The organism is Trebonia kvetii (assembly GCF_007827045.1).
Classification (GTDB): Bacteria; Actinomycetota; Actinomycetes; order Streptosporangiales; family Streptosporangiaceae; genus Trebonia; species Trebonia kvetii.
On record NZ_RPFW01000002.1, the window covers coordinates 1,017,955 to 1,036,607 of the forward strand.

At 71.2% G+C, this 18,653-nt stretch carries 15 protein-coding genes; 12 read left to right on the forward strand and 3 right to left on the reverse strand.

Features of this window, described 5'->3' with window-relative positions; translation table 11 throughout:
- Window positions 1–13: 13 nt before the first annotated feature.
- From EAS64_RS13340 to EAS64_RS13350, 3 genes are all read left to right on the forward strand, one after another.
- Window positions 14–1,090, forward strand: coding sequence for an expansin EXLX1 family cellulose-binding protein (locus EAS64_RS13340; RefSeq protein WP_187365892.1), 1,077 nt, complete (start codon window positions 14–16; stop codon window positions 1,088–1,090).
- Window positions 1,091–1,195: 105 nt separating this feature from the next.
- Window positions 1,196–2,881: a class I adenylate-forming enzyme family protein gene (locus EAS64_RS13345; RefSeq protein WP_222849275.1), complete on the forward strand. Its 1,686-nt coding sequence runs from the start codon at window positions 1,196–1,198 to the stop codon at window positions 2,879–2,881.
- Between the two features lie 30 nt (window positions 2,882–2,911).
- A complete protein-coding gene (locus EAS64_RS13350; RefSeq protein WP_145853214.1) occupies window positions 2,912–3,712 on the forward strand; it encodes a rhomboid family intramembrane serine protease in 801 nt (266 codons plus the stop codon).
- Window positions 3,713–3,721: 9 nt separating this feature from the next.
- On the opposite strand, the gene EAS64_RS13355 is transcribed toward EAS64_RS13350, so the two are convergent.
- From EAS64_RS13355 to EAS64_RS13365, 3 genes are read right to left on the reverse strand one after another with little or no spacing between them, the layout of a single operon-like run.
- Window positions 3,722–4,234, reverse strand: coding sequence for a DUF1003 domain-containing protein (locus EAS64_RS13355; RefSeq protein ID WP_145853215.1), 513 nt, complete (start codon window positions 4,232–4,234; stop codon window positions 3,722–3,724).
- A complete protein-coding gene (locus EAS64_RS13360) occupies window positions 4,234–5,475 on the reverse strand; it encodes a magnesium transporter MgtE N-terminal domain-containing protein (protein ID WP_145853216.1) in 1,242 nt (413 codons plus the stop codon). Before EAS64_RS13360 ends, EAS64_RS13355 begins: the two co-directional genes overlap by 1 nt.
- A 53-nt stretch (window positions 5,476–5,528) precedes the next feature.
- Window positions 5,529–6,020, reverse strand: coding sequence for a hypothetical protein (locus EAS64_RS13365; protein WP_187365893.1), 492 nt, complete (start codon window positions 6,018–6,020; stop codon window positions 5,529–5,531).
- Between the two features lie 76 nt (window positions 6,021–6,096).
- Here EAS64_RS13365 and EAS64_RS13370 point away from each other — a divergent pair, with 76 nt between their 5' ends.
- The 9 genes from EAS64_RS13370 to EAS64_RS13410 all read left to right on the forward strand — a co-directional run bounded on the left by EAS64_RS13370 (window position 6,097) and on the right by EAS64_RS13410 (window position 18,624).
- Window positions 6,097–7,509: an aminotransferase-like domain-containing protein gene (locus EAS64_RS13370; RefSeq protein WP_187365894.1), complete on the forward strand. Its 1,413-nt coding sequence runs from the start codon at window positions 6,097–6,099 to the stop codon at window positions 7,507–7,509.
- A 106-nt stretch (window positions 7,510–7,615) separates the two neighbouring features.
- Complete coding sequence (locus tag EAS64_RS13375; protein ID WP_145853219.1) at window positions 7,616–8,767, forward strand: FHA domain-containing protein; 1,152 nt, start codon at window positions 7,616–7,618, stop codon at window positions 8,765–8,767.
- A gap of 83 nt (window positions 8,768–8,850) precedes the next feature.
- Entirely contained in the window at window positions 8,851–10,047 is a 1,197-nt protein-coding gene (locus EAS64_RS13380) for an acyl-CoA dehydrogenase family protein (protein ID WP_145853220.1), read from the forward strand.
- A gap of 139 nt (window positions 10,048–10,186) precedes the next feature.
- Window positions 10,187–10,759 carry a YbhB/YbcL family Raf kinase inhibitor-like protein gene (locus EAS64_RS13385; protein ID WP_145853221.1) on the forward strand — a complete coding sequence of 191 codons (573 nt, stop codon included), beginning with the start codon at window positions 10,187–10,189 and terminating at the stop codon, window positions 10,757–10,759.
- A gap of 232 nt (window positions 10,760–10,991) precedes the next feature.
- Window positions 10,992–13,307 carry a hypothetical protein gene (locus EAS64_RS13390; RefSeq protein ID WP_145853222.1) on the forward strand — a complete coding sequence of 772 codons (2,316 nt, stop codon included), beginning with the start codon at window positions 10,992–10,994 and terminating at the stop codon, window positions 13,305–13,307.
- 38 nt (window positions 13,308–13,345) lie between these two features.
- Window positions 13,346–14,134: a DNA-formamidopyrimidine glycosylase family protein gene (locus EAS64_RS13395; RefSeq protein WP_145853223.1), complete on the forward strand. Its 789-nt coding sequence runs from the start codon at window positions 13,346–13,348 to the stop codon at window positions 14,132–14,134.
- A gap of 134 nt (window positions 14,135–14,268) precedes the next feature.
- Window positions 14,269–15,381: an undecaprenyl-diphosphate phosphatase gene (locus EAS64_RS13400; RefSeq protein WP_187365895.1), complete on the forward strand. Its 1,113-nt coding sequence runs from the start codon at window positions 14,269–14,271 to the stop codon at window positions 15,379–15,381.
- Window positions 15,382–15,435: 54 nt separating this feature from the next.
- Complete coding sequence (locus EAS64_RS13405; RefSeq protein ID WP_145853225.1) at window positions 15,436–17,856, forward strand: M1 family aminopeptidase; 2,421 nt, start codon at window positions 15,436–15,438, stop codon at window positions 17,854–17,856.
- Window positions 17,857–17,892: 36 nt separating this feature from the next.
- Entirely contained in the window at window positions 17,893–18,624 is a 732-nt protein-coding gene (locus tag EAS64_RS13410; protein WP_222849276.1) for a haloacid dehalogenase type II, read from the forward strand.
- The last annotated feature ends 29 nt before the right edge of the window (window positions 18,625–18,653 follow it).

The window sequence follows — 18,653 nt, forward strand, 5'->3', positions numbered from 1 at the left end:
TAGAATCCGGGTCATGCTTGGTGAGCAATGGGACGGATCCGGCGAAGACGGAACTGGGCGTCAGGGGTACGGCCAGCACCGTCGCCCGCGGCGGGGGCTGCTGCGGCGCTGGCCGCTCTTCGGCATCGGCGTCACCGGGGCCGGCCTCGCGGCCGTGGTGCTCGCCGTGACGGTCAGCCTGGGTCAGGTGACCGGGGGCACGGCGTGCGCGGCCGAGCTCGCGCCGGGGCAGCCCGCGGGGTCCGGGCAGATCGCCACGCACTACGTGCTTACCGGGCTGCCGAACTGCTCCTACCCGAACCCGCCGGCCGACCAGCTGTTCGTCGCGCTGTCGCCGTCGGAGTACAACAGCGCCGGCGGGTGCGGCGGGTACCTGGAGGTGCACGGGCCCAACGGGTCGGTGCGGGTCAAGGTCATCGACCAGTGCCCGGAGTGCGCCACCGGGCACATCGACCTCAGCGAGACCGCGTTCGCCAAGCTCGCGCCGCTGTCGGCGGGGCTGATCAACATCAGCTACACCTACCTGGCCAACCCCGCGCTGCCCGGCCCGATCTCCATGAAGGTCAAGGACGGCTCGTCGCAGTACTGGCTCGCGCTGCTCCCCGACAACACCGGCAACCCGCTCGCGTCGGTCCAGGTGCGCACGTCGTCCGGGTGGCAGTCCCTGTCACACGTCAACTACAACTACTGGATCGCCCGGAGCGGAGCGGGCTCGGGACCGTTCACCGTCCGGCTGACCGATACCCAGGGCAACACGGCGACCGTGTCCGGCATCACGCTGAGCCCCGGATCGGTGCAGACCACCGGCACCTACATGTACGGGGCGGGCAGCGCGCCTGCTCCGGTCACCCAGACGCCGACGACACCTGCCGTGAAGACGTCCTCGGCCGCGCCTTCCGTGTCCGCGTCACGGTCAGCTTCGGCCTCGCGCTCACCGTCGCCGTCGGCGTCGCGGACCAAGCCGAAGAAGTCGGCGTCCGCCAAGCACGCCGGGAAGTCGCCTACTCCGAGCCACCTGCAGGCGATACCGGCCGTGCCGTCGGCGACCGAGCCTGCGCAGTCGCCGACACCGCGGTCGACCTGCGGCTAGGCCGGCATCGGTTACCCGGAATGGAAGTGTTGCTTACCGGATAGGCACCATCCGCGTACTGTGAGCGTCAGAAGCCGACCCGCCGACTGCCCCCCGGAGCGTGCCGTGCCCGACTTCCACCCGCAGTTCGTCTCGCCCGCTCAGGCACTCCCGCTGACCAGCGCCCACTGGGCCGGCGACCATTCAGCTGACTGGGCCGAACTGGTCCGGGAGACCACCATTGGTTCCGTCCTTCGCGACGCCGCCTCGCGTGTCCCCGACGCGGTCGCGCTTGTCGACGGCGACCCCGACCCCGCCCTGCGGCGCCAGTGGACGTTCGCCGGGCTGCTCGCCGACGCCGAGCGGGCGGCGCGGGCGCTGCTCACCCGGTTTTCACCCGGCGAGCGCATCGCCGTCTGGTCGCCGAACCGGCCCGAGTGGGTCGTACTCGAGTTCGCTGTGGCGCTCGCCGGGCTGACCCTGGTCACCGTTAACCCGGCCTACCAGGGCGAGGAGCTCGCGCACGTGCTCGGGCACTCCGAGGCTGACGGCCTGTTCCATTCCGGCGGCCAGCAGGTCGCCATCCTCGCCGAGATCCGCGGCCGGCTGCCGAAGCTCCGCGAGGTGCTTTCCTTCGAGCGCTGGGCCGCGTTCACCGCGGCGGGCGACGCCGGCCTGGTCGCGGCGCGACTGCTGCCCCACGTCGACCCGTCCAGCGCCGCCCAGGTCCTGTACACGTCGGGGACCACCGGGCGGCCCAAGGGCGCGGTGCTCAGCCACCGGGGCCTGACCAACAACGCGCGGATCGCCTTCCAGACCGCGGGCATCGGGGCCGGCGATGTCGAGCTCAACCCGATGCCGATGTTCCACGTGGGCGGCAGCGCGCTCTTCACGCTCGGCGCGGTGCAGGCGTCCGCCACTCATGTGCTCATGCCCCGCTTCTCCCCCGCCCTCGAACTCGAGCTGATCGAGGCCTACCGGGCCACCGTGCTGTGCGGCGTGCCGACCATGCTGCTCGCCCTGCTCAGCCACCCCGACCTGGCCACGCGGGACGTCTCCTCACTGCGGATGATCTTCACCGGCGGTGCGGTGTCACCGCCCGCGCTTGTCCGCCGGGCCGAGGCAGAACTCGACGTCATTTACACGATCGGGTACGCGCAGACCGAGGCCGGCTGCGTGCTCAGCATGACGACGGCCGCCGACTCCGCTGGCGACCGCGAGCAGACGCTCGGACTGCCGCTGCCCGGCACCGCACTGCGGATCGCGAACCCGCGCACCGGCGAGACGGCCGCCTGCGGGGAGACCGGTGAGATCTGCGCGCGCGGTTACTTCGTGATGAACGGCTATCTCAACGCGCCCAAGGAAACCGCCGCCGCGATCGACGCGGGCGGCTGGCTGCACACCGGAGACCTCGGCTCGCTTGACGAGCGTGGCTACCTGCGGATCGCCGGCCGCCTGAAGGAGATGATCATCAGGGGCGGCGAGAACATCTACCCGCGCGAGATCGAGGAGGTGCTCGTCAGCCACCCGGCCGTGGCGGACGCTGCTGTCGTCGGCGTCCCCGACGATTACTACGGTGAGGTGGTCGGCGCGGCGATACGCCCGGTCGACGGCGGTGCCTCCCCAGACAGCGGTGCCTCCCCACATCACAGGTCGCTGGCGAGCGAGCTTGACGCCTTCTGCCGCGCCCGGCTCGCGGCCGAGAAGGTGCCCGCGCGCTGGCTGATCACCGCCGCCTTCCCGATGACCCCCTCCGGCAAGATCCGCAAGGACGAACTGCGCGACCAGCTGGCCGCCGACGCCGCGTCCTGAATCCCGGTCACGCTGAGCTAGATTATTGCCGTGGTCATCCCGGTTCATGACATTAACCCGGTACGCCGGACCCCGTGGGTCACCTACCTGATCGTCGCGGTCAACGTCGTCGTGCTGCTGCTGACACCGGTGGCGGCGACCTCGCTGACCGGGGCAGCGGCGAGCACGGCGCAGGCATGCAAGGAGGCGGCGTTCCTCGACGAGCACGCGGCCATCCCGCACGAGATGATCACCGACAAGCCGCTGCGCCTCGTGGTGACCGGGCAGCTCGGCTCCCGGCCGGGTACCTGCGTGGTCGCGCCGCCTGCCTACCGCAAGAACCCGGTGCTGTCGGTGCTCGAGGCGATGTTCATCCACTCCGGCTGGCTGCACCTGCTCGGCAACATGCTGTTCCTCGTCATCTTCGGCAACAACATCGAGGACCGGTTCCGCAAGCTGCCCTACCTGGTGTTCTATCTGTTCTGCGGCTACGTCGCCGCCTACGGCTACGCCTGGGCATTCCAGACATCCGTCCAGCCACTGGTCGGCGCGTCCGGCGCGATTGCCGGCGTGCTCGGCGCGTACCTCATGCTCTATCCGAGGGCGCGGGTGTGGTCGCTGGTGCCGTTCCTGTTCTTCATCCCGCTGCGCATCCCGGCGTGGCTGGTGCTCGGATCGTGGTTCGTACTGCAATGGCTGTACGCGGCCGGCTACGCCGCCTCGGGCGAGGCCGGCGTGGCGTACATGGCGCACGTGTTCGGCTTCCTCGCCGGGGCCATCGTCGGGCTGCTCGTCCGCGCCGCCTCGTCGCCGCCGCAGTATCCGGTGCACCCGCGCTACAACGCGAGCTGACGGCGCGCGCTAGTCGTCTTCCAGCTTTTCCGGTACGCGGTCGACGATCAGCTTGGACAAACGTTCCAGGTGCTCGGACAGGTCCTGGAGGGTCACCACGTTCTCCAAGGCGAGGCGGACGGAGGCGAGCTCGCGAGCGAGGAACTCGGTGTCGGCCTGGGTCCGGGCGGCGACCTGGCGGTCGCGGTCGATGTTGGCGCGGTCCCGCTCGTCCTGACGGTTCTGCGCCAGCAGGATCAGCGGTGCCGCGTACGCGGCCTGGGTGGAGAAGGCCAGGTTGAGCAGGATGAACGGGTAGGGGTCCCAGTGGTTGATGATGCCGGCGGTGTTGAGTGAGATCCAGAAGATGACGAACAGCGTCTGGCCGAACAGGTACTTGCCCGTGCCGAGAAACCGGGCGAGCGCCTCCGAGTACCGGCCGAAGGCGTCGGCGTCGTAGAGCGAGCCGCGGACGCGCGCGCCGCGCGGCACCGACAGGTCGTTGCGCTCGCCGATCGAGCGGAGCCGGGTGAACCACGCCATCAGGCGTTCCCGCCGATTCTGCGCCAGCCGACGGGAAGCAACCGGTCGAGCACGTCGTCGACGGTGACCGCGCCGAGCAGGCGGCCCAGGCTGTCGCAGACCGCGACGCCGATGAAGTTGTAGGCGGCGAGCCGCGCGGCGAGCTCGCGCTCGGGCAGGTCGGGCTGCACGTAGACGCGCGCCTCGATGCACTCGCCCACGGGGATCGACGGCGCGCGGCGCAGCAGCCGCTGGAAGCCGACGCTGCCCAGGTAACGGCCGGTCGGCGTGAGCATTGGCGGCTCGCACACGTAGACCTGCGCGGCCGTGGTCGCCGGCAGGTCGCGGTCGCGCACCCGGGCGAGCACCTCGGCGACCGGCGCATTCGGCGGAAAGACCAACGGCTGCGAGGTCATCATGCCGCCGGCGGTGGCCTTGTCGTAGCGGAGCAGCCGGCGCAGTTCCTCGGCCTGCACGCTCTGCATCGCAGTCAGCAGCCGCTCCCGCTGCTCGGGAGGCATCTCGCCGAGCAGGTCGGCCGCGTCGTCCGGCTGCATCTCCTCGACGACGTCGGCGCTGCGCTCGATGCTGCCCAGGCTGTTGAGCAGCCTGATCTGGTCTTGCTCCGGCATCTCCTCGAGCAGGTCGGCCAGTTCCTCGTCATCGAGGACCGCGGCGAGCTGGCTGCGCCTGGCCGCGGGCAGCGACTCGAACGCGGACGCCAGGTCGGCCGGCGCCATCTCGCGCAGGCTGGTCAGCTGCTCGGCGAGCGGCCCAGGCTCGAACAGCTCACGGCACTCCTGCCACGGGATGATCTCCGGCCCGTGCGAGCGCAGGCCGCGTCCCTTGGTGACCGCGAGCGAGGTCACCTGCCAGCGGCCGTGCGCCAGCTCGCGCTGCGCGATGGCCACATCGGCGATAGTGCCGACGGGAGTGCGGCGGCCGTAGAGGCTGCTCGCGAGGATTTCCCCGGTGCGCTTGGTGAACGGATCGAGGTCGACCGTGCCGCCGAGCAGCTGCGCGCCTTCCGCGGACACCTCTCTGATCCGGCCGAATGGCACGAAGATCGTCCGCCGCCGCAGCGCCACGACGAGTCCGAGCGCGCGCGGCGGCTCACTGCCCGCGACCGGCCAGATGACCACGTCACGGACCCTGCCCAGGGAGGTGCCGTCGGTGTCGAGCAGCGGCCGTCCAGTGAGGCGGGCCGTGAACACCGTGCTCTCAAGCCCGGCGAATCCATGCGGCCCCGTGGTAGTGGTCACGCGACCATTATGATTTCCCGTACCCCATCTCTCACAAGCGGGCAACGCGCCGACTATACGAGCGGCGCGTGCACCTCGCCGCTGCCGAGGAAGATGTCGGCCCCCGCCAGCCGCAGCCGGTACACCCGCAGGCGGCCGCCCTGCTGCCCGACGGCGATGGTGAGCACGTAGCGGTACGCCGGCTCAGCCACCGGCACCGGGAACTCCGTCGCCCCGCCCGCCGGAACCACGCCGACGGTCTCGTAGGCGCCGGGCCGGAACCTGCGGCCCTTCGTCCACCGCGGCACCCGGACGGTGAACTTCCCGATGAGCGACCCCGGGACGAATCCGCGGCGAACCCGGAGCGCGGTCAGCGCCGGCGTGCCCGACGGGTTGCGCACGGTCGCGAAGATCACCGGATTCCCGTCCGACGCGTCCGACCCGACGAGCGCGCTCACCCGCGCGTCCCCCGGATGGTCGCCGTTGCGCGCGCCGACGATCCCGCACCAGCCCAGTAGGACTATCGCGCATGCCCCCATGAAAATCACCAAAAAGTAGATCACCACGGTCCCCCAACCTGGCATCATTGGCACTGTCATGGTAGAGCCAATTAACACGGAAGTGGCTCGCGGGGCCGGCCCTTTGATCAGCGCCCACGAGCTCGCCGATCTGCTTGGCCGCTGGCCGACCGCGGACGGCGCGCTGTACCGGCTGCTGGCCGCCCGTATCGGGCGGCTCGCGGACACCGGAGAGCTGCCGCCGGGCGTCCGGCTGCCGCCCGAGCGGGTTCTAGCGGCGTCGCTGTCGGTCAGCAGGAACACCGTCGCCCTCGCCTACCAGGTGCTGCGCGACGAGGGCATGGCGGCCAGCCGCCAGGGCTCGGGCACCAGGCTCGTCCCGCACCGCACCACCCCGGCGGCGGTGCACCGCGCGAACGGGTTCTTCACCGGCATGCTGTCCGGCACGCCCGCCTACGACCTTGCCGTCGCCGCCGTCGACTGCGCTCCCCAGGTCGCGGACGCGCTCGCCGACCCGGACACCGTGACGGACCGGTCCGAACGGATGCGGCTTACACTCGGCACCGGCTATCTTCCCTACGGGCTGCCAGAACTACGGTCGGCGATCGCCTGGATGCTCACCACCGTGCACGGCATCCCCACCACGCAGGACCAGGTGCTCGTCACAACCGGCGCGCAGCAGGCCCTTGACCTGCTGCTGCGCTGCGAGGTCGCGCCCGGGCAGCCGGTCGTCACCGAGGATCCCACCTATCCGGGCTTCATCGACGCGCTGTACCGCTGCGGCGCACGCCCGGTCGGCGTGCCGCCAGGCGACATGGCGCGGCTGTCCGACGCGGTGGCCACGCACCGGCCGGCGCTCGCCTTCCTCGTCCCGACACACCAGAACCCGACCGGCCTGGTGCTCCCGGCCGCCGAACGGCACGAGATCGTGGCGCTCGCGGAACGGCACCCCGGCGTCACGTTCGTCGACGACATGACCGTGGCCGAGATCTCGCTGGCCGGCCCCTACACCGAGCCGCAGCCGCCGCCGCTCGCCGCGCTCGCGTCCCGGCTGCCGAACGTGGTGACCGTCGGGTCGCTGTCCAAGACGTACTGGGGCGGGCTGCGCACCGGCTGGGTGCGGGCCCCGGCGGGCATCATCGACCGGCTCGCCGCCGCGAAGGCGGCCGGCGACCTGGGCTCGCCGCCGCACGCGCAGGGCCTCATCGCGAACGTGATGCTCTCCTCGCACGAGGAGATCCTCGCCTACCGTGCCGACTGGGCCAGGCAGCGCTACGCCGCCGCGGCGGCGGCCCTTGCCTCGGCCCTGCCGGACTGGGAGTGGACGCCGCCGTGCGGCGGGCTGACCATCTGGGCGCGACGGCCCGGCCACGCGGACTCGAGCGGGTTCGCCCAGGCGGCGCTGCGCCGCGGCGTCGCCGTCGTGCCCGGCAGGCTGACGTCGGTCTCGACCGACCGGTCCCCGTGGATGAGGCTCGCCTTCGCCCTCCCGCCCGACGACTTGACCACCGCCATCAAGACGCTCGCCACCGTCTGACAAGACGATCCGCACTGCCTGAATGGCCGGCCAGGGCATATCAAATCGGGGGAAAGCGGTCTAGACCGCTGGCGCACGACGCCAGCGGGGTCATACGATTTTCCGGGTGGGAAGCTGGAACGCGGTCATCGACGTGTCGAACGTGTGCTGGTCTCCCTACCTGCCGCCGCTCGGTCAGCGGGCGCCCGTCTGGGAACGGCTCGCCATCGTCATGGCGGCATGGCTGGAGCAGCACGGCGACGACGCGCGCTTCGAGCTGGTCGCCGACGACTCGCTCGAGCGGGTGCTCGGCCCGGACACCAGGTATTTCCTCGATCTCAAGCGCACCGGGGAGATAAGGAGCGTCTCCGTCGCCGACGGCGAGATCCTGCGGCTGGCCGCCGAGGGCGGCCTGCACGTCATCACCCGCGACCACTACACCGACTACCGCGCCGCGCACCGGTGGATCGAGCGGTCGCCGGAACGGTTCCACGCCTGGGACACCGGCGTCGACGGGACCGTCCGGCTCGCACCGCTCGGCATCAGGACGCGCAGCGCGCAGGACGTATCGCAGGCCCGCGAGGTGAAGGTGCTGCGCTGGTCCGCCAAGCTCGACGCGCGGAACCAGGCGCACCGCAAGATCCTGCAGACGCGCTGGCGCTGCCCCAACGTCTCCTGCCGGCAGGCCGCGCAGTGGCAGGGGCAGCTGCTCGCCTGGCCGCGGATCTCGCCGGAGGGCGCCGCGATCTGCCCGTCCTGCCGCCGACCGCTCGTCGCACTCGGCCCGCGCTCGGCGCTGCACGAGGTCGTCGTCGCCGACCTGGAGTCGCAGGCGGAGATCATGCGCTTCCCGCTCGAGGTGGACTGCCCGGTGATCGTCGGCCGCGGCGCCGCCGTCAAGGGCATCGACCTGGCCATGTACACCAACGGCGAGCGGTCGGCAATCGACACGGTGAGCAGGCAGCACCTGATGATGCGGCTCACCAGCGCGGGCGACGCCAACTGGCGGCTGTCGGCACTCGATCTCAACTCCACGAACGGCACGACGGTGGAGCGGTGGACCGGCAGCGACTTCGGCCAGGCTCGGCCGGTCCCCGCCGACACCGAGACCTACCTGGGCACCAGGGACCGGCTAATCCTCGGCGACGCGGTGCTGCTGCGCCTGTCCGGCAAGCGGTACCTCGCCGAGCCGACCACCATGCAGAACGAGCAGCCCAAGCGCGTCATACCGCCAGGGGAGACCGCCGTCGTCCGGCGGCCGCCGCTGTCGGCCGGCTAGCCAGCCCAGCCAAGATAGATTGATGGCACGGCGGATGGCATCACCGCCACATGTAGTCGCCACTGCAAGGAAGCTGGAACGCGATGAGCTCTGCACCAACGTCACGGCCGCGGCTTGATCCGCACGACCCAGCCGGCATCGACGCGCTGCTGTCGGAGGAGGAGCTCGCCGTCCGGCAGACCGTGCGGGACTTCTGCGCCGACAAGATCCTGCCGCACGTGGCTGACTGGTACGAGAAGGGCGAGCTGCCCGGCGTCCGCGAGCTCAGCCGCGAACTCGGCAAGATCGGCCTGCTCGGCATGCACCTGACCGGCTACGGGTGCGCCGGCATGTCGTCGGTCGATTACGGCCTGGCCTGCCTGGAGCTCGAGGCCGCCGACTCCGGGCTGCGCTCGCTGGTGTCCGTGCAGGGCTCGCTCGCGATGTACGCGATCTGGCGGTTCGGCAGCGAGGCGCACAAGACCGAATGGCTGCCGCGGATGGCGGCGGGCGAGGCGCTCGGCTGCTTCGGCCTCACCGAGCCAGACGCCGGCTCCGACCCGGCATCGATGCGCACGGCGGCCCGCCGCGACGGCGCCGACTGGGTGCTCAACGGGCGCAAGATGTGGATCACCAACGGCACCGTCGCCGACGTGGCCGTCGTCTGGGCGCGCACCGACGAGGGCGTCCGCGGCTTCGTCGTGCCCGCGGGCACGCCGGGGTTCTCCGCGCCGGAGATCAAGCACAAGGGATCGCTGCGCGCCTCCATCACCGCCGAGCTTGTGCTGGACGGCGTGCGGCTGCCAGGGGACGCGGTGCTGCCCGAGGTGACCGGGCTGCGCGGCCCGTTGTCCTGCCTGAACGAGGCGCGGTACGGGATCTTCTGGGGCGCGCTCGGCGCGGCGCGGTCCTGCTACGAGACCGCCCTCGACTACGCGAAGACGCGGGTGCAGTTCGGCGAGCCGATCGGCGCCTACCAGCTCACCCAGGAGAAGCTCGCCAATATGGCCATCGAGCTGGCCAAGGGACAGCTGCTGGCGCTGCACTTCGGCCGGATGAAGGACCAGGGCAGGCTCGCGCCGGAGCACGTCTCCATCGCCAAGCTGAACAGCACGCGGGAAGCGCTGGAGATCTGCCGCACCGCCCGCACGATTCTGGGCGGCAACGGCATCTCCTACGAGTTCCCGATCATGCGGCACATGGCCAACCTGGAGTCCGTCCTCACCTACGAGGGGACGCCGGAAATGCACACCCTGGTCGTGGGCCAGGCCCTCACCGGCCTCAGCGCTTTCCGCAGGTAGACGCCTGGCGCTGAGGGCGTGGGCGTCAAGTCGAAGCACTGAACCGTTCGGGATAATCCTTGATGTTCTTCTCGCGTGCGATCAGCCGCGCACCCCCAGCCGCGCACCCCAACCGCCGTCAGGCCCTAAGATCGGGCGCGTGAGGGACGTGACATCGCGGCGGGGGCTTGCCGCACGGGTGGCGCGGGCTGCCGTCGCGCTTGGCTGCGCGGTGCCGCTTGCCGGGTGCGGGCTGTTCTCGTCGGGGGTCACCATCACCTCGCCGAGCGTGATGACGGTGACCTCAGGCACGTTCGAGCACGGCTCGATCATGCCCGGGCGGTTCACCTGCGACGGACCCCACCGGCTGACCCCGCCGCTGACCTGGACCGGCGCGCCGGCCGGCACCAAGTCGATCGCGATCGTCTTCGACGACGCGGACGCCCCCATCACGCCGTACGTGTACTGGGTGGTGTTCGACATCGGCCCTGGGACGTCAGCGATGCTCGAGGGGAAACTGCCGCCTGGCGCCCGCCAGGCGCGCGGTACCGCCGGCTACGACAAGTACGACGCGCCGTGCCCGGGAAGCGGCGGGCATGGCTACCGCTTCACCGTTTACGCGCTGAATACCGTACTTAACCTACCAAACGGGACATCGCTCCAGTCGGCATGGCGGGCGATCGCCGCGGCGACCATCGGCCGTGGCCGGCTCCCCGTAAGCGCAACGTCATAGATTGTTCGAGACGTGTCGGGAATTTTGCCCATCAGTGTCCCGTATTGGGGCTATCGGTGATGAAGTTTCGCGATTCGCGAGACAGGTCGGCATAGCGTTGGTAACAATCTTACGAACCAGTGCCGGTTAGGGTGCTCGCGGCAACGGGGGCAGGCTCGCGTCGATGGCCGCGCGCGCCTCGCAAGCACCAACGCGTGGCCGTTGTAGTGCCGGGTGGTGTTGCATGTCGTTCTTGAGTCGTAAGCCTGTACGTCCGGGTGGTCGCGGTGACGATGCCGGACGTGATGACGAGTACGGCGACGACTACGACTACGCCGCAGACGGTTACCAGGGCGAAGACGAGGCGTGGTCGCCAGGCGAGTACTTCTCCCCCGAGGGCATCAAGGGCCGCTGGGCAGGCCACCAGCCGGAAGGCCGCTCCGGCGGCCGTGGACGCGGCGACGGCGGGCGCGACGACAGCTTCGACGGCGCCGGCTACTCCCGTGGTGATTCCGGGCCGAACAGTGACTCCTACCGCAGCGACGGATACGGCGGCTACGGCGCCGACGAGTACGCCACCGGCGCCTACGACCTGCCGGAAGGCGCCGACGATGAGCCGCAGGAGCGCAGCCGCCGCCGGCGCAAGGACCGCGAGGACAGCGGCGAGCGCACCGGCATCTTCCGGCTGCGCCGCGACCGCGGCGAAGACATCTGGCCGGACGACGGCATCTCTGACGAGGACTACTGGGCCTCGGTCGCGGCCGACCGGCCGCTCAACGCCGGAAACTCGCCGCTCGACGACGACCCGCTATCCCGGCCGCCCGCCGGCGGCAGCCGGCTCGGCGGTGACCGGCTCGCCGGCGACCGTGGCCTCGAGCGCGCTGGTGCCGATCGCTCCGCGCTTGACCGTCCCGCACTCGACCGGCCTGGCCTCGAACGCAGTGGTGAGCCGCGCGGGGTGACCGGGCGACTCGGCCCAGCGCCCGGCCTGGCCGCCGGCACCAGCCGCCCGGCGACGGGGCCGACCCCCACCGTCGGCGTGACCGCCTCACGGCCGCCCACCGGGCCCACCCCTGCCTGGCAGGGGCCGGCCAGGACCGGCGCGAGCTCCGGCGGCTTCCAGGCCGCGCAGACAGGACCTCGGCCGTCGTTCCAGCCAAGCGGCTACCAGGGCGGCAGCCCGGCGAGCGGGCGCCAGCAGGACCGCGGCGACTGGGGCGAGCGGACCGAACGGATCGAGCGGGTCAACGCGGCCGGCTACCCCGAGCCGCGGCCATCCGGACGCGGCCCAGGCACTGGTGCGACCGGAACCTTCGGGTCCGCGGGCCAGACGTATAACTCCCCCGGGCGGCATGGCACTCCTGGTGCAAACGGTTCCAGCGGGGCTGCTGGGGCTCTGGGTTCGTCGGGACCGATGCGTTCGTCAGGCCCCATGCGGTCAGCGGGGTCAGCGGGGGCGCTGCGCGCCTCGGGACCGATGCGGTCGGCTGGGGCACCAGGTTCGCGGTCATCGGGACCGCTCGGCCCGGCCGGCGCGCCGGGACGCGGCCGCGGTGAGGTCGGGCGGGGTGACAGCGGCGAGTGGCGCAGCCAGGAACGGCGTGACATCAACGGGCGTGACATCAACGGGCGTGACATCAACGGCCGTGACATCAACGGCAGTGGCACCTGGCCCGCACAGGGACGTGGCGGCGCACCGGCCAGGACCGGCGGCGACGACCCGCTGACAAGCACCGCCTACTCACGTTCCTCGCACGCCGAGACCGACGGCCGCTCCTACCGGGTCGCGGCGCGGCGCTCTCAGGCACAGGCCCAGCTCACCGAGCACGCCGAGACGTTCCTCACCGGTGGCCAGTACCAGTCCGGCCAGTATCAGTCCGGCCAGTACACCGGCGAATACCCGGCCTACCAGGCCGCGGACCAGCGGCCCTCGGATCAGCGAGGCTCCGACCAGCGGACCGGCGAGTACCGGCAGTTCCGCGGCGACGCCCCCGCCGCTGCCGCGCCAAGCGGACGCTACCCCGCACAAGGCGGCCAGCCGGGACAGCCCGGCGGATCGTCGCAGCACAGCCAGTCCGGTCAGCACAGCCAGCCGTCGCAGCCGGCGCGCAACTCCGGCCGGGTCAACATCCCCGGCACGGGGGGCTTCCCCGCGGCGCCGTCCTACGAGCCGCAGCCGCGCCCGGCACAGCCGCGCCAGCAGGGGCAGCACCGCCAGCCCCAGCTTCCCCCGGCGAGCGCGAACGGCTACTCCGCTGGCATGCCCGCAAACGCGGCGCCGCTCAGCGCACCCGTCGGCGGGCCAGCCGCCGGGCCATCAGGCCCCCGGATGACCGCGAGCGGCGGACTCAACCCCTATGACTCCGCGGTCACCGGCTCCTACCCGTACCCGGGCCAGCCCTTCCCGTCCCGCCCGGCCCCGCCATCAGGCAGCGCGCAGGACGCCGCGGAAGGCCGGTACTACCGGCCGGCGCCCGACGGCTACCCGGCGAGCGGGAACGACCAGAACCGGCCCAGTTACACCCCAGGCAACGGGCACGCCGCTCCTAGGGACGGCGGCCGCTACTAACGGCCGCGTTACCCACGGCAGTCGGGCAGACTTGAACCGTGCCCGAAGGTGACGTCGTCTGGTCCACCGCCCAGCGCCTGCACGCTGCCCTCGCCGGGCAGGTGCTGACCCGCAGCGACTTCCGGGTCCCCAGGTACGCGACGGTCAACCTCACCGGCCAGCTCGTCACCGAGGCCACCGCGCGCGGCAAGCACCTGCTCATCCGCACCGGGGGCGGCCTGACCGTCCACACGCACCTCAAGATGGAGGGCTACTGGCGGATCGTCGCCGCGGGCGAGCGGCCGCCGGGACGTTCGTTCCAGCTTCGACTGCTGCTCGGGAACTCGCAGTGGCTCGCCGCCGGGTTCCTGCTCGGCATCACCGAGGTGCTGCGCACCGCACACGAGGACCAGGTGGTCGGGTACCTCGGGCCCGACCTGCTCGGGCAGGACTGGAACGCGGCGGCCGCCGCGGTCGCGGCCGAGCGGCTCGCCCGCGAGCCGGCCCGGCCCATCGGTGAGGCGCTGCTCGACCAGCGGAACCTGGCGGGCCTTGGGACCATCTACACGGCGGAGACGCTCTTCCTGTCCGGCGTCGACCCATGGCGGCCCGCCGGGTCGGTCGAAGACCTGCACGCCATGGCGGACCTCGGGCACCGGCTGCTCGACGCAAACAAGGCGCGAGCGGGGCATGCGACGACCGGAGACACCAGGCCGGGCATGGAGACCTGGGTGTACGGGCGGGCGGGGCGGCCGTGCCGACGCTGCGGGACGCCGATCAGGAAGGGTGAGCAGGGTGCGCCCGGCCAGGAACGCATCAGGTACTGGTGCCCGAACTGCCAGCGGTAGAACCACCTTTGGTGGGTGCGCACGGCCGCCGCATGGCATAACATCTACACGTCTGTAGAAATACTACGCTGTATAGATCCCGGGGGTCTGCGGACAGCCTGCTAACTGTACCCCTGAGCGGACGAGGAGCCGGTGTGACGTACCTTCAGGCAGTTGTGATCGCGCTGATCCAGGGCGTCACCGAACTGTTCCCCATTTCGAGCCTCGGCCATTCGGTGCTGGTGCCGGCCTGGTTCGGCGGCTCCTGGGAGTCTCTGGTCACCCAGTCATCCGAGGCGAACAGCGAGAGCTCGTTCTACCTGGCTTACATCGTGGCACTGCACTGCGCGACGGCGCTTGCGCTGCTGTGGTTCTTCCGCGCCGACTGGGTCAGGATCATCCGGGGCTTCCTGCGCAGCCTGCCGGCGAGCGTGCGGCTGAGCATGCGGGCGCGGCGACCGCGCCTGTCGGTCCAGGACAAGGACGAGCGGCTCGCGTGGATGATCATCTTCGCGACGATCCCCGTCGGGCTGACCGGCATCCTGCTTGAGCACGCGTTCCGTACCCTGTTCGCCAAACCACTGGCCGCCGCGATCTTCTTGTTCATCAACGGGCTGATCCTGCTCGGCGCGGAGGTGCTGCGCCGCTCCACCGCCCGGCGGAAGCAGGCGGGCGTCCCGGCCGTCGCCACGAGCTCCGTGCAGCCCCATGCGCCGGCATACGCCGCGGACCCGGGTTACCCCGGTGCCCCGTCGCACGCCGCTGGTCCGCCGCACGCCCCCGCGTTCCCGCACGAGCCAGCCGACCGGGGGGCGCCGGCGTCGCACCGTGGGCCGTCCGGTGGACGGGCCGCCGCCGACATCGCAGCGGCGGAAAGGTCCGACGAGCGCATCTCCGGGCTTTCCTACAAGGACGCCACCGTGATCGGGGCCGCGCAGATCCTCGCGCTGCTCGCCGGGATCAGCCGCTCCGGGGTGACCATGGCCGGCGGGCTGTGGCGTGGCCTCGACAACGAGGATGCCGCCCGGTTCGCGTTCCTGCTGGCCACCCCCGTCATCCTCGCGGCCGGCCTGCTCAAGGTCCCCTCGCTGGCCGGGCCGGCCGGCGCGCACATCCATGGCCAGGTCGCCATCGGCTTCATCGTCTGCGGCATCGCCGCCTACGCGTCGGTCCGGTTTCTCGTCCGCTGGTTCCAGACCCGCACCCTGACCCCGTTCGCCATCTACTGCCTGGCCTTCGGCCTGCTCAGCATCCTTCGGTTCGGCTGAGCCGTCCCGGTGTGAGACCAGCGGAGCCCGCCTGTCCGGCGTTAGGCTCGCCAAGTGGCTGATCTGACTCAGGATGAGGCGAGTGACCGGGCCCGGACCATCGAGGTCAAGTCGTATGACATTCTTCTCGACCTGACGGCCGAGCCGGTAGTTTCCAGGACCAAGGTCCGATTCCGGTGGCTGCGGCCGGACGCGAGCACGTTTGCCGAGCTGCGCACCCAGGGCGTGCGCGGTGTGACGCTCGATGGGGTGAGCCTGCCGCCGCCGCAAGACGGCCGGTTGTACCTGAGCCGGGCAGGCGACGCTGACCAGGCGGTCCTGGTGGCGGAGGCCGAGGCCGGGTTCTCGCTCGAGGGACACGGGCTGAGCAGGTTCACGGACCCGGCTGACGGCGCGAGTTACCTCATGGCGATGTGCTACCCGGACTGCGGACCGGAGTTGTTCTGCTGCTTTGACCAGCCGGACCTGACCGCGACGTTCCGGTTCGCGGTACGGCTCCCCGACGGCTGGGAGTGCGTGGCGAACGGCCAGCTGGCTAGACGCGAGGGCGATGTGGTCACGTTCATGCCGGTCAGCGGGATGCGGCCATACGACATGACGTTCTGCGCCGGGCCGTTCCCCGCAGCGGCGCGTACTCAGGCGGGCGGGACGGAAGTGACCGTCAGGCACCGCCACTCGCTGCTCGGCCAGCCGGCGGTGGCCTCCCTGCCCCGGTTCATGAGCAATGCCCGCGATGCCGTCGCTTGGTACGCGGATAACCTCGGCGTACCGTGCCCTTACCCCGCGTACGACATCGTGTTCATGCCGGACCTGGCCGCCATGGCGCTTTCGGTCCCCGGCCTGATGGTGGTGAACGAGAGGCTGCTCGGGCGGTCGGCCGCCGGTGACCAGTTCGGCGCGATGATCTGCGCGCATGAGGTGGCACACCTGTGGTTCGGCTGCCTGGTCGGGCCGCGGTGGTGGGACGACGTGTGGCTGGACGAAGCGATCGCCACCTACCTGTCGTACGCCGCGCTCGCCGCGATCTCCGGGGTCAGCGAATCGGCGTCGTGGACCGGATTCGCTTACACAGACAAGCCGAGGGCCTACGAGGCGGACGGCCTGCCGAGCCGGCAGCCGGTGTGGTCTGCGGTCAGCACGGCCACGCAGGGCCGGGACAAGCCGTACGGCATCCTGTACGTGAAGGGCGCTAGCGTCATCCGCTCCCTCGCCGCGCTGATCGGCGATGACGCGCTGCGGCTGGGACTGAACGACTACCTGAGCAGGTTCGCATTCGGCAGCGCGACGCTGGATGACCTGGTCGGCTGCTGGTCCCGGGCCAGCGGGCAGGACCTGGCAGGCTGGGCGGATCAGTGGCTGCGCACCGAGGGCGCGACCACGATCCTCCTCGACGGCGATGACGCCGTGGTCCAGGACGTGCCGCGCCGTCAGCGAATCGGCATCGGACTTTACGACCTGGACCGCGACGGCAGGCTGCGCCGACGCAGCCTGATGCATGCCGAACTCGACGCGGAGCGGACCGTGGTGGGCGGGCTGACTTCCGCGGACGCGATCGTCCTCAACGACCAGGACCTCTCCTACACGCGGACCGGGTTCGACGCAGGATCCCTGCGGGTGCTCACTGCGGCCGCCTGCCAGGTGGGCGACCCGCTCAGCGAGGCGGTGTGCTGGAACGGGTTCTGGCTGCTCGTCACCGGCGGCGAGCTGCCGGCCCTGCAGTTCACTGACATGGCATGCAGGCGTCTGCAGGCCGGCGGTCTGCCCGAGTCAGGCGTCGAGACGCTGCTCAGCCGCGCCGTCGAGGCCGCCGACGCGTGGGCTCCGCCCGGCCAGCGAGCCGGCCTGCGTGAACAGATCGCGAACGCGACACGGACCGCGGCCGGGGACGCGCGCAAGCTCGCGATCGGCTTCGCCGCCGCCGCGCAGTCTGACGATCAGCTCGCCTTGCTCGGCGCATGGCTCGCCGGAAAGGACCTGCCGGACGGAGTCGGCATCGATGCCGAGTTGCGGGCGCGGATCTTGTTCACGCTCGCGGCACGCGGGCTGGCGCGCGAGGAGGACATCGACGCGCTGCCGCGACTCGACCCGGTCACCGGCGAGGTGAACCGCGCGACCTGCCTGGCCATGCGGCCGGAACTGACGGCGAAGGAGGCCGCCTGGGCCGTGTCACTCTCCCGTAGCGAGCCGGCCAGGATCGCACAGGCGTCCGCCGCCGGCATCTGGGTGCCCGGGCAGGAGGAGCTGATGGCCGGCTACCGCGACCGGTACTTCACCGAGGCCCTCACCGCGCTCGTCGGCAGGAAGCCGTGGCCGAAGGCGCGGCTGAGCCGACTGGTGTTCCCGGTAACGCTCGTTTCCGAGGCAACCATCGAAGCGGCTGATGCCGCCGTGCTGGCGGATAACGTCCTGCGGCTCGCCGTCGCCGAACAGGCCACGATCATGCGCCGCCGCCTTGCCGCCCGCCGGCAGCGTTAGACGGCGGTACCGCTGCCAGGATGGGATGCTTGCCCGGTGACATTCATCTCCGCGTCTACCGCCAGGCCCGTGCAGGCCGTGTTGTTCGACGTGTTCGGCACGGTGGTCGACTGGCGGACGGGGGTCGCGGCGGCGGTTCGCCGTTTCGCCGGCGAGCATGGCCTCGAACTCGACGCCGGGGCGTTCGCCGACGCCTGGCGGTCACGGTACGTGCCAGCGATGCGCCGGGTCAGCACCGGAGAGCGGCCCTTCGCGCCGCTGGACGTGCTGCACCGCGAGAACCTCGATGGCGTGCTTGCGGACCTGGGGCTCGGTCCGGGCGATTTCGGCCCGGCGGCGCTTGATGATCTCAACCGCGCCTGGCACTTCCTGCCACCGTGGCCCGACAGCGCGGCGGGCATCACCGCACTGAAGCGGAATTACATCGTGGGACCGCTGTCGAACGGGAACACGTCCCTGCTGCTCGACATGGCGAAGGCGGGCGGGCTGCCCTGGGACGTGATCCTTGGCTCGGACGTGTCGATGGCGTACAAGCCGGCCATGGAGGCATACCTGCGGCCGGCCGCCATGCTCGGCCTCGAGCCGGGAGAAATCATGCTGGCCGCGGCGCACGAGGCCGACCTCGCGGCCGCCCGCGAGGCGGGCCTGGCGGCGGCGTTCATCTCCAGGCCGCTGGAGCGAGGGCCGGGGATTCCCGGGGCCGGCGTCGCCACCGGATCATGGGACCTGTCCGTGTCGTCCATCACCGAACTCGCCGACTTGATGTGATCGGGCCGCGCCGCAGCCTCAGGTCCGCT

Bases quoted from the DNA above. Each gene is read 5' to 3' on its own strand.
- EAS64_RS13340 (WP_187365892.1), top strand. From the start codon at position 14: ATGCTTGGTGAGCAATGGGACGGATCCGGCGAAGACGGAACTGGGCGT.
- EAS64_RS13355 (WP_145853215.1), bottom strand. From the start codon at position 4,234: ATGGCGTGGTTCACCCGGCTCCGCTCGATCGGCGAGCGCAACGACCTG.
- EAS64_RS13380 (WP_145853220.1), top strand. From the start codon at position 8,851: ATGAGCTCTGCACCAACGTCACGGCCGCGGCTTGATCCGCACGACCCA.